General features: G+C 70.6%; 9 protein-coding genes and 1 pseudogene. 4 read left to right on the forward strand and 6 right to left on the reverse strand.

The window, feature by feature from the left end; translation table 11 throughout:
• Positions 1-10: 10 nt before the first annotated feature.
• Positions 11-349, reverse strand: coding sequence for a P-II family nitrogen regulator (locus I8J32_RS03755; protein ID WP_200615041.1), 339 nt, complete (start codon positions 347-349; stop codon positions 11-13).
• 320 nt (positions 350-669) lie between these two features.
• Between I8J32_RS03755 and ubiK the strand changes: the two genes are divergently transcribed.
• From ubiK to I8J32_RS03770, 3 genes are all read left to right on the forward strand, one after another.
• Positions 670-945: a ubiquinone biosynthesis accessory factor UbiK gene (gene ubiK, locus I8J32_RS03760; protein WP_200615039.1), complete on the forward strand. Its 276-nt coding sequence runs from the start codon at positions 670-672 to the stop codon at positions 943-945.
• 10 nt (positions 946-955) lie between these two features.
• The gene (locus I8J32_RS03765; RefSeq protein WP_200615037.1) at positions 956-2,470 is read left to right on the forward strand and encodes a YifB family Mg chelatase-like AAA ATPase; all 1,515 of its coding nucleotides are present in this window, start codon (positions 956-958) and stop codon (positions 2,468-2,470) included.
• 262 nt (positions 2,471-2,732) lie between these two features.
• Positions 2,733-3,365 (forward strand): DUF4136 domain-containing protein, encoded by a 633-nt coding sequence (locus tag I8J32_RS03770; protein ID WP_200615036.1) that lies wholly within the window; start codon positions 2,733-2,735, stop codon positions 3,363-3,365.
• Positions 3,366-3,477: 112 nt separating this feature from the next.
• Here the strand turns inward: I8J32_RS03770 and I8J32_RS03775 are convergent, their stop codons facing one another.
• A complete protein-coding gene (locus I8J32_RS03775) occupies positions 3,478-4,686 on the reverse strand; it encodes a putative peptide maturation dehydrogenase (RefSeq protein WP_200615034.1) in 1,209 nt (402 codons plus the stop codon).
• Positions 4,687-5,022: 336 nt separating this feature from the next.
• On the opposite strand from I8J32_RS03775, the gene I8J32_RS03780 reads away from it, so the two are divergent.
• A complete protein-coding gene (locus tag I8J32_RS03780; protein WP_200615032.1) occupies positions 5,023-5,370 on the forward strand; it encodes an NHLP-related RiPP peptide in 348 nt (115 codons plus the stop codon).
• Positions 5,371-5,426: 56 nt separating this feature from the next.
• Here I8J32_RS03780 and I8J32_RS03785 read toward each other — a convergent pair whose 3' ends face one another.
• From I8J32_RS03785 to aceA, 4 genes and pseudogenes are all read right to left on the reverse strand, one after another.
• Entirely contained in the window at positions 5,427-7,985 is a 2,559-nt protein-coding gene (locus I8J32_RS03785; RefSeq protein ID WP_200615030.1) for a putative peptide modification system cyclase, read from the reverse strand.
• 32 nt (positions 7,986-8,017) lie between these two features.
• Positions 8,018-9,073, reverse strand: coding sequence for a GGDEF domain-containing protein (locus I8J32_RS03790; RefSeq protein WP_200615029.1), 1,056 nt, complete (start codon positions 9,071-9,073; stop codon positions 8,018-8,020).
• Between the two features lie 124 nt (positions 9,074-9,197).
• Positions 9,198-9,620 carry a hypothetical protein gene (locus tag I8J32_RS03795; RefSeq protein WP_200615028.1) on the reverse strand — a complete coding sequence of 141 codons (423 nt, stop codon included), beginning with the start codon at positions 9,618-9,620 and terminating at the stop codon, positions 9,198-9,200.
• A 334-nt stretch (positions 9,621-9,954) separates the two neighbouring features.
• Positions 9,955-11,248 (reverse strand): annotated as a pseudogene (aceA, locus tag I8J32_RS03800) (isocitrate lyase).
• Positions 11,249-11,289: the final 41 nt, after the last annotated feature.

The raw sequence follows: 11,289 nt of genomic DNA on the forward strand, positions 1-11,289 counted from the left end.
CGCTGCCGATCTACAGCGCGTCGGCGTCCATTTCGCCGGTGCGGATGCGCACCACGCGCTCCAGGTCCCAGACGAAGATCTTGCCGTCGCCGATCTTGCCCGTGCCGGCGGCCTTGATGATGGCCTCGACCACGGCGTCCACCTGCTCGTCGGTGACCGCGACTTCCAGCTTGATCTTGGGCAGGAAATCGACGACGTACTCGGCGCCGCGGTAGAGCTCCGTATGGCCCTTCTGGCGGCCGAAGCCCTTGACCTCGGTGGCGGTGATGCCGGCCACGCCCGCGTCGGCCAGGGCCTCGCGCACGTCGTCCAGCTTGAACGGCTTGATCACCGCCATGATCATCTTCATCGACTGTCTCCTGTGGATGCACGCAGGATACCGCCGGGGCGCACCGCGTCGAAGCGGTGGCGCGACCGCATGACGGGGCGCGCTGTTCACCGGACGCGCTGTTCACCGGGCGTGCTGTTCACCGGGCGCGGCTACAATCTGGCGCAGCCGGGCCGGCGCACCGGACGGTGGAGTGCGACGCGCGGGTCACGCGAAGCCCGCCGGGCCGTCCGGACGGACAGTTTCGGACGATTCTTACCGTGCGCCGGGCCGCACGCCGACTGCGTCGCCCCGCGCCCGGCGCGATCCTGCGCCTACCGCCGCCGAAGGAGACCCTTGCCATGATCGACCTGAGCCACCTGGACGACCTCGCCCGCCGCCTCAGCGCCCTGGTGCCGCCGGGCGTGCGCGAGGGCCGCGAGGAACTGCAGCAGAATTTCAAGAGCGTCCTGCAGTCCGGGCTGTCGCGGCTGGACCTGGTGACCCGCGAGGAGTTCGAGGTGCAGCGCGCGGTGCTGCTGCGCACGCGCGAGAAACTCGAGGAACTGCAGCGCACGGTCGCGCAGCTGGAAGAGCGGCTGGGCGGCGCGTCCGCCGTCGACACGCAGCGCCACTGAGTTTTCCGCCATGAACCTGGCACTCGTGCACGGACGTGCGCGAACGGGCGTCCGTGCGCCCGCAGTGCGGGTGGAAGTCCATCTCTCCGGTGGACTGCCCCGCATGTCCATCGTCGGCCTGCCGGAAGCGGCCGTGCGCGAGTCCAAGGACCGCGTGCGCGCGGCCATCACCTGTGCGCAGTACGAATTTCCCGCACGCGTGATCACGATCAATCTCGCCCCGGCCGACCTGCCCAAGGAAGGCGGGCGCTTCGATCTCCCCATCGCGCTGGGCATCCTCGCGGCCAGTGGCCAGATCCCGCTGGACGCGCTGTCGCAGTACGAGTTCCTCGGCGAACTCGGCCTGACCGGCGAGCTGCGGGCGGTGGACGGCGTGCTGCCCGCGGCGTTGGCCGCGGCCGACGCCGGCCGCAAGCTGGTGGTCCCGGCGGGCAACGGCGCCGAGGCGGCGCTGGCCACGCGGGTCGAGGTCAGCACCGCGCGCACGCTGCTGGAGGTGTGCGGCATGCTCGACGGGCGTCGTGCCCTGCCCACCGCGGTCCGACTTCCGACCAGCACGCACAGCGGCCCGGACATGGCGGACGTGCGCGGACAGATCCAGGCGCGCCGGGCGCTGGAGATCGCCGCCGCGGGTGGGCACCACCTGCTGCTGGTCGGCCCACCCGGCTGTGGCAAGACGCTGCTGGCCTCGCGCCTGCCGGGGCTGTTGCCGGAAGCCAGCGAGGATGAAGCACTGGAATCGGCCGCCATCGCCTCGGTAAGCGGCCGCGGCCTGGATCCGGCGCGCTGGCGCGAGCGCCCCTTCCGGGCGCCGCACCACACCGCGAGCGCGGTGGCGCTGGTCGGCGGCGGCTCGCAGCCCCGGCCAGGCGAGATTTCGCTGGCCCACCACGGGGTGCTGTTCCTGGACGAGTTGCCCGAGTGGGACCGCCGGGCCCTTGAGGTGCTGCGCGAACCGCTGGAGTCGGGCGTGGTGACCATTTCGCGCGCGGCGCGGCAAAGCGAGTTCCCGGCCCGCTTCCAGCTGGTGGCCGCGATGAATCCCTGCCCCTGTGGCTGGGCCGGTGATGCCAGCGGACGCTGCCGCTGCGGCGTCGACGCCATCCGCCGGTATCGCAGCCGCATTTCCGGGCCGCTGCTGGACCGCATCGACCTGCACGTGGAAGTCCCGCGGCTGCCGCCCGCGCAACTGCGGCACAACGCCCCGTCTGGCGAATCCAGCGCGCAGGTGCGCGAGCGGGTGCTGCGGGCACGGGCCGCGCAGCAGGCGCGGGGCGGCAAGGCGAATGCCCGGCTCGACCAGGCCGAGACCAATGCCACCTGCCGGCTGGCGGCCGGCGACGACGCCCTGCTGGAGCGCGCCGTGGACACCCTGCAGCTGACGGCCCGATCGCTGCATCGCATCCTGCGGGTGGCGCGCACGATCGCCGACCTGGACGGCCGGACCGGGATCGAATCGGTCCACCTCTCCGAGGCCATCGGATACCGCCGCGCGGACTGGGCGCCGGGCGCCGGTGCCGGCTGAGGCGCTGCCCCTGGGTCCCATATCCAGGAGGGCCACAATCGCGCAGGCTTGCGGAAGCACCGCGGCATGACCGGTCCGCGGCGCCGGCGCGCCGCCAGCGGGCCGGATGGCGTCCACCGGGGACCTGCGGCGGCAGTGCCGCCCTGGCCACGGGTCTCGCCCGCACGATGGGCGGCCAGCAGCCCGGCCTGCCATCGACGCCTGGTCATCGCGACACCTGTTCGTTCCGCGGCACCCGCACGGCTGGAACCGGAGCATCGCCATGAAGTCACTGCAGTCCACCCTGACCTGCTGCCTCGTCGTCGCCTGCCTGGCGCCGCTCGACGGCGAGGCATTCCGCAAACGCGAGCCGACCGGGTACGTCACCGTGTCCAAGCCGGCTTCGACCATGCCCGGCCGGCGCTACGCCTGGGTCGAAATGCCGGCGCAGAAGGCCGTGGAGTTCGACGAGCGTGCCAAGGACCCGGAACTGCGCCTTCGGCTGGAGGCCGCATTGGACAAGGCCCTGCAGGCCAAGGGCTACGCGCGCACCGAAAGGATGCGCGAGGCGGACCTGGCGGTGGCCTATCGCGTCGGCGTCCGCGACGTGCAGCAGTCCATGGCGCATGAAGGCCCGGCTGGCGCGGGCGAAAGCGCGATTCGCTGCAGCGGCGGCGATTGTTCGCAGATCGTCACGGAAGGGGCCGACGGCCTGCCGTCGTTCACCGTCCAGACCCAGGACATGATCCAGGGCGGCCTGATGGTGGAAGTGCTCAAGCCCAACGAGATCCGGGTGCTGTGGCGCGCGCTGTACCGCGGCTCGATACGCGCCCGCGACCGCGGCACGGTGGATCTGGACGCAGTGGCGGTCAAAACGCTGGCGAAGTTGCCGAAAGCTCCGGCGACGGCTCCCTGACCGGGCGCCGCCACGGAGCAGTCAGCGCAGGGAGGGCGTCACGGCGCGGCCCGCCCTGGCCAAGGGCCCTCGCGCAGGAGGCCGCCTCGCGTCGCCGGCAGCAGGGCCTGGCTCAGCAGCGCCCCGTGTCCGCGTCGGCGGGCAAGCGCCACACCTCGCCCGCCGGATCGAGTTCGGCGGTGACCATTTCCTCGCCGCGCCAGCCGAAGCCACACAGGGCCAGCGTGCCCTGGCCCACGGGATCCAGTCTGAAAGCCTCTTCGAGGACGACGTCGTTGATGCCGCCGGTGATGAACGCGCCCAGGCCCAGGTCGGTCGCCGACAGGTACAGCGTCTGCGAGAAGTGCCCCGCCTCCAGCGTCACCACGCGATAGCCCTTGGCGTGCTGGCGGTACTTCCAGAACATGCGGTCGAAGCGCGGCGACAGCAGCACCAGCGTGTGCGCATCGGCGAACCAGTGCTGGCGCGCCACCGCGCGCAGCGTCCACTCGTGCAGGTCGCCTTCCGGCGCGGGCATCGGTTCCAGCGCGTGGTCGCGCGCCTGGTAGTGGTACAGGCCCGGCGCGACCCCTTCCACGTTGCGCACGATCAGGTAGGCCTCGATGGGGTGCAGGCCGCCGCCCGAGGGGCTGGTCTTCTTGTAGAAGGCCATGTCCTCGCAGGTGCGCACTTCGCTCTGCGCGGAGAACACCCGCTCGAGCATCTGCGCGAACAGCGCCTGCGGCAGCGCCCGGCCCGTGTCCCAGTTGCGACAGGTGGCGCGCCGGGCCAGCAGGTCGTCGAACTGCGTGCGCTGCGCGCGCGGCAGCGCGATCTGCCGGGCTGGGTCGCCGCGACGGACGCACTCGGTCGGCGGCATGCCCAGGGTTTCGCGCATGTCGTGCGCCGTGGTGGTGCGGCTGGTCTCCATGTTCTGGACGGCGTCCACGTCGCGCCAGCGGGTGAATGCGTGGGCGGCCGCGGTGAGGGGATGCCAGTGGCGCTCGCGCAGGGCTTCGTCGCGTTGCCGCCAGTGCGTCCACTGCGGATCCTCGTCCTGCTGCCGTGCGGCGATGAGCAGTCCGTCGCGCAGCAGCACCTGCACCGCCGCCGCGGCGTGCGCGCCCAGGCTATCCGCGTCGATCCACTGCAGGGTGCCGATCCGGCCGAGCAGTTCGCGCCCTTCGGCGTCGATTTCGACTTCCTCCCCGCGATGGGGCGCCAGGGCGAACCAGCGCAGGCCACGCCGCAATCCATCGCCACCGGTGATCAGGTCGTTGAGATCGAAGCCGACTTCCTCGCGTGGCTCGATGAACACGATGGCACAACGGCGGACCTGCATTCCCATACTCCGGCGGACGACGCGGGGATCATTGTGCTTGCCGGGGCATGGGCCGGGAAGTAGCGCGCGCCGGGCGCCACCCAGCGCGGTCGCGACCTGCGTTCGTGTTCGCCGCGCTTCGGGTCAGCGGATCGGTCGTGAGGATCCTCGTCCTGGACACTCGTCCTGGATCCTCGTCCAGCATCCTCGTCCAGGATCGGCCCAGCCCGCGTCGCCATCCCTCGGGAACCTGCGCTTTTCGTCCAGTCGCGGCCGCGCTGTCGCCGGTTGTTCAATTCACGCTTCGGGGATAGATTCCCCCGTACTGGGCCCGCTGGGTCCGAACAGGGGGAATCCATGTCTGCCAAGCCCATGTCCGCACCATTGAGTGCGCAGCTCACCGACCGCCTGCTCGACCTGCTCAGCAGCGACGATGCCTACCGCGCGCGCTTCGAGCACGATCCCCGCGCCGCCCTGGTCGAGATCGGCTACCAGTCCCCCGAGCCGGCGAAGATGACGGCCTGCGGCGCGGTGCCGGCCGTGGAACCGGAGCCGTTGATCCAGTGCGTCGTGGCGCAGCTGGCCTCCAAGGACGTGATTGCCCAGGCGCGCCAGGAAATCCATATGATGCTGACCAGCGGGCTTTCCCAGCAGGCCCCGAAGCTCGACACCGGACTCAACACGGTGCGCCGCCTGCGCAGGTGATTGATCGGGCGTCGACCGGCCGCCGGTCGACGCCTCGCTTGCGCGGTCCCCCGCGGTCAGCGTCCGGTTCGCGCCGCGCCTGCGCGGCCGGCCCCCTGCGAACCCGTCCCACGCACCTGTTTCTCGATCGCGGCCGCGGCGTTGCTGTCGACGATGTTGAGCGCCTGCCGGCAGTAGCCGCAATCCACTTCGCCGTACGCCTGCCCGCGCCGTTCCTGCAGCCAATGCGCCTGCGCGAGCGCGGCTTGTCCACGATGGGCCTGCACGTACGCTTCCATCAGCGCCACGCGCGTCTGCACCTGTTCGTTCCCGCCCAGCATCGGTTCCAGCAGCGCGATGGCCGCCGCCGCGTCGCCGTCACGGCGCTTGCGTTCTGCACGCAGCACCGTGGTCATCGCCCTGACGTTGGGCACCGCCATCAGGTCGGCCCGTGATTCCAGGGCGGCGAGCACCTGCACGGCCAGGGCCGGCTGCTCCAGTCGCAGGCCCAGCAACGCGGCGACCAGCGCCACCGTCGCATTGCCTTCGGCGTCGGGATCCAGCGGCTGGGCCAAGGCAGCCAGCGCGGCGGTCACCGCGGCCTGGGCATGTTCGCGGGCCCGCGCGTTGTCTCCTGCGCGCCAGTCGGCGACCGCGGCTGGCAGATGGAAGGCATGGGCGTCGAAGCCTGCCTTGCCGATCAGGGACAGGCCCTTGTCCGACAGGGCCTGCGCCTGCGCCCACTGGCCGCGATCCAGCGCGAGGCTGGTGCGTTCCAGGTAGCCGTAGGGATCGTCGGCGGGAACCTTGTGCAGCAGGCGTTCGGCGGAGGCGAAGTCGCGGCGAGCGGCCGCGACCGTCGCCTGCCGCCGCAGGCTGCCCGTGTAACCGCCGGCGATGGCCTGGTCGAAGGCGCGGGCGGCGCTGGCGTAGTCACCCAGCACCAGTTGCGCGCGGCCGATGGTGTCGTAGTCGATGGCGACGTCGACCTCGCGCGCTTTGGCCGCACGGGTGGCGAAGGCCAGGGCTTCGCGGTGGCGGTTGTCGACGCCCAGGCGATGCGAGGCATTGCTCAGCGCCGGCCCGAAGTCGGGATAGAGCTTGGCCAGTTCGACCCATTTCTCGGTGACCTGCGCCGGCTGTTCGAAGCGCGCACGCCAGGCGTCCAGGTACATCGCCTCGCGCGGCGCCAGGTGATCACGCAACGCCTCGGCCTGGCGCAGCGGCGCGATCGCCGCGGCGGTGTCGGCCTCGGCGACCTTGACGCGCATCTGGCCGATCCAGGCCAGCGCAAAACGCGGATCGAGCTGGGTGGCGCGCTGGTAGAAGCGCAGCGCGTCCGGGTATTGGCTGCGGCCGAAGGCCTTCTGTCCTAGTGCGTATGCGCGCAGGGCGTCGAGGTTGGCCGTCGTGACCTGCGGAAGCGGCTCGGAGTCGGTTTCGATGGCTTTCACCGCCTCGCCGAGGTCCGCGCGCAACGCGGCGGTGACGCTGTCGATCGAGGACAGCGCCGATTCGACCCCCTGCCCGTCGGCCGACTGGGCATACACCGTGGTCTGCGTGCGCGGATCGATCACCTCGGCGCTGACCCGCACCCGACCGCCCACTTCGGCCACCGTCGGCAGGATGACGGCGCGCGCGCCGTCGCGCAGCGCGATTTCCGACGCGATCGCGCGATCGAGCACCGTATCGGCCGGCCGCTGCATCCGGCCGAGCGTGTCGCGCGCCTTCAGGTCGCTGAGCACGTTGACGTGCCGCGACTGCTCCAGGCTGATGCGGAAGGCCTGTTCGAGCGAGTCGTCCAGCGCGGTCTGTCCGGTGAGGTTGCGCAGGTCGCCGACCACCACCCAGTCGCGCTGGCTGAAGGCGATGGCGGGCGCGGGGCGGCCGATGAACCACAAGGCGGCGGTGGCGCCCAGCACCAGTGCGATTTCCGCCGCCAGCGCCATCGGACGCCGCCACAGCGGCACGTCGCGCCATGCCTTGGGTGAGTTGGGCGGGATGCGCAGCGGCGCCACACCCGGCTCGCCCACCTCGAAGATCTGCTGCGCTTCGGGCACGCCCTTGAAGCGCCAGCGACCGTGGGACTTCCACAGCAGGTGCTGGCCGCGTTCGCCCAGTTCCCGGGCGGCGCGATGGGCCAGCGGTTCGGCGACGGCCGACACCAGAATTTGTCCGGGCCGCGCCATCGCCATCAGGCGCGCGGCCATCGGCTTGGCCAGGCCTTCGACTTCCAGCGGCTTGGCACCGACGCTGACGGCTTCGTCGCTGTTGCGCCAGGTAAGCACTTCACCCACGTGCAGTCCCGCGCGGGCCTGAAGCTTCAGGCTGCTCTCCGCGCCCAGCCGGTCCAGGCCGCGCACGTAATCGAGCGCGAAGCCGAGGCCGTCGATGGGACGCTCGAACAGCAGCAGCAGGCCGTCGGAACGGTCGATCAGCCGGCCGCGCCACTGTTGCTGGAGCTGCAGCACCATGCGGTCATGGGCGCGGAACAACTCGCTGGCCGGCCCGTCGCCCAGGCGTTCGACCAGCCCGGTGGAATCGACCAGGTCCGTCAGCAGCAGCGTGCGCAGCTGCGGTGCGCCCGGCGTGGGACGTGGACCCGGTTCCGGGGCTTCCAAGCTTTGCGCGGCCATGTCCATTGCCTCTGCCCCTGTCCTGTTTTCGGCTATGCCGCGACGTGCGCGTCCTGCCACTCGACGCGGTTGCCGCCCAGCCGCTTGGCGCGGTACAGCGCCATGTCCGCCTGGGCGTACCAGTCGTTCCAGTCACTGTCCGCATCGACCAGGCAGGCACCCAGGCTGAGCGTGCAGATCAAGGGGACATCGCCCGGCTCGCTGTGGCGCGGGACCTGCAGCAGGCCGCGGGTGGTGGTGGTGATGAAATCAGCGAAGCCGAGCACGGCTTCGCGATTGTCGGCCTTGACCAGCAGGCAGAACTCGTCGCCGCCGAGCCGGCAGGCGATGTCGCCGTCGCCGACGACCGAACGCAGGATGCTGGCCACGCTCTGCAGGACGCGGTCGCCCACGAGATGGCCGTGCTCGTCGTTGACCTGCTTGAAGCGGTCGCAATCGATCAGTACCAGCCCCAGGCCGCCCAGCGCGCCGTTGCGGCGGCGGTCGTGCAGGTGCTGGGCGAGTCCGCGCCGGTTGTACAGGCCGGTGAGCTCGTCGGTGCGGATGAGCTCCTCGGTCTGGTTGAGCTGGTGCGCGGTGGCGCGCAGCGAATCCAGCGCCGACTGCAGGTCCTGGTTGCGGCGGCGCAGCCGCCGGATCAGGCCCTGCTCGTTGAGCACCACGCGCATGATCGCGCGGCGCAGGAAATGGGAGATCAGGCCGGGGTCGCTGTCGACGAGGCGCTGGAACTCCTCGTGGCGCAGTTCGATCAGTTCGCCATCGGCCAGGGCCACGGCGTCGGCGCTGCGGGCGTGGTCGCCGATCAGCAGGCCCAGTTCGCCGAAGAACTCGCTCGGGCCCAGGCGCTTGGAAATGAGGTCGTCGCCGAAATCCAGCTCGATCGCGCCGCGCGCGACGACGTACATCGTCGTGCCCAGGTCGCCGCGGCGGAAAAGGGTTTCGCCCGCATAGCAGCGGCGTGCGCGACCGACCCGCGCGAACAGTTCGTACTCGGACCGCGTGAGTGCGGCGGTGGCCACGTCGGCGGTCACCGTAGGCTCGGAGCCGGGCTCCGGGCGCGGCGCCAGGGCCGCGATGTCACGCTTCATCCACACGATCCCCGGCACCTGCGGAAGCGGGCGAGGATAGCACCCGGCAATTCACAGAACGCAATCAGAGGGCCGCGCAGGCCAGCCCCGCAAGGGGCCGGCCCGACGCCGGCGGCGGCAGTGCTTACTGACCCGGCACGCAGTTCAGGTGGCCCTTGCAGATGCCGTTTTCCTCGAGGAACTTCTGGCTGTCTTCGCGCTGCTCGCGCAGCTGGGCGACGGTCTTGCAGGACTTCATGATCATGTTGCTGCCGGGGCGCTTCTTCTGTTCGCAGACGACGCGCTCGTCCTCGGCCTTGGTCAGCGCGGCGTTGATCTGTTCGAGCGTGTTGAACACCTCGATGCGCTGGGCGTCGGTGAGGTCCGCCCACTGCTTGCCTTCCAGCGTGTTGCTGAGCAGCGACGACTTGGTGACCAAGTCGTTGCGCTGGCGCGCGGGCATCGCCTTGAACACGCCAACGCGGGCCTCGGCTTCGCTGCGGATCGTGGCCTGGTTCTCCAGAATGTCCGCGATGTTGGGCTGCTTGTCCTCAGGCTGGTAAGCCATGGCCGCGGCGGAGAGAAGAAAGGCTACAAGGATCATCAACACACGCATTGCCGTGGCTCCTAGGACAGGTGGTTTTCAAGGGTCGTCCGGGCACGCTAGCGCCGCGCCGCGGGTTTGTCATGTGCCGCGGCGCGGCCCCGGCGGGAGGTCGCCGGGACGGGTCGGATGGGGCGTTCAGGCCGGTCGGGCCGTGTGGCGACGCCGCGGCGCCCGGCCCGCCCACCGCGCATTCAGGCGGCGATCCAGGCGGCGCATTCAGGCGGCTCGTTCAGCAGCCACGGCCGCCGCGCGCGCCCTCGTTCCGGGTGCGTGCGGCGGCGCTGTGCGGCGGTCGTCAGGCGGCCTTCTGGCCCTCGAACTGTTCCTCCTCGGTCGAGCCCTTCAGCGCGACGGTCGAGGACTGGCCGTTCTGGATCACCTGGGTCACCGCGTCGAAGTACCCGGTGCCCACTTCACGCTGGTGCTTGACCGCGGTGAAGCCGCGCTCGGCGGCGGCGAACTCGGCTTCCTGCAGCTCCACGAAGGCGCTCATCTGCCGGCGGGCGTAGCCATGGGCGAGGTTGAACATGCCGTAGTTCAGGCTGTGGAAGCCGGCCAGGGTGATGAACTGGAACTTGTACCCGTACGACGCGAGCTCCTTCTGGAAGCGCGCGATGGTGGTGTCGTCCAGGTTCTTCTTCCAGTTGAAGCTGGGCGAGCAGTTGTAGGCCAGCAGCTTGCCGGGGAACCTGGCGTGGATCGCCTCGGCGAAGGCGCGGGCGAACTCGAGGTCCGGCTTGCCGGTCTCGCACCACACCAGGTCGGCATACGGAGCGTAGGCCAGGCCGCGGCTGATGGCCTGGTCCAGGCCGTTGCGGGTCTTGGTAGAAGCCTTCGACCGTGCGCTCGCCGGTGACGAAGGGCCGGTCGTTGGGATCGATGTCGGACGTGAGCAGGTCGGCGGCCTCGGCATCGGTGCGCGCCACGATCAGCGTCGGCACGCCCATCACGTCGGCCGCCAGGCGCGCGGCGACCAGCTTCTCGACCGCTTCGCGCGTGGGCACCAGCACCTTGCCGCCCATGTGGCCGCACTTCTTCACCGACGCCAGCTGGTCCTCGAAGTGCACGCCCGCAGCGCCGGCCTCGATCATGGCCTTCATCAGTTCGTAGGCATTGAGCACGCCGCCGAAGCCGGCCTCGGCGTCGGCCACGATCGGCTGCAGGAAGTCGACGTCGCCCGTGCCTTCGGCGCACTGGATCTGGTCGGCGCGCAGCAGCGTGTTGTTGATCCGGCGCACCACCTGCGGCACCGAGTTGGCCGGGTACAGCGACTGGTCCGGATACATCTCGCCGGCGACGTTGGCGTCGGCGGCCACCTGCCAGCCGGAGAGGTAGATCGCCTTCAGGCCGGCCTTGACCTGCTGCATCGCCTGGTTGCCGGTGAGCGCGCCCAGTGCGTTGACGAAGTCCTCGCGGTGCAGGCTGTCCCAGAGCTTGTTCGCGCCCAGGCGGGCGAGCGAATGGTCGACCGGCACGGTGCCGCGCAGGCGCACGACATCCTGCGCGCTGTAGGGACGGGTGATGCCGGCCCAGCGTGCCTGCGTGGTCCAGTCGTGCTGCAGTTGTTCGGCGGTGGGAAGCTGGTTCATGGCGAAGGTCTCGGTGTGGGGGGCGCGGTGGAATAACGGGA

The organism is Lysobacter solisilvae (assembly GCF_016613535.2).
In the GTDB taxonomy this organism is placed as follows: Bacteria; Pseudomonadota; Gammaproteobacteria; order Xanthomonadales; family Xanthomonadaceae; genus Agrilutibacter; species Agrilutibacter solisilvae.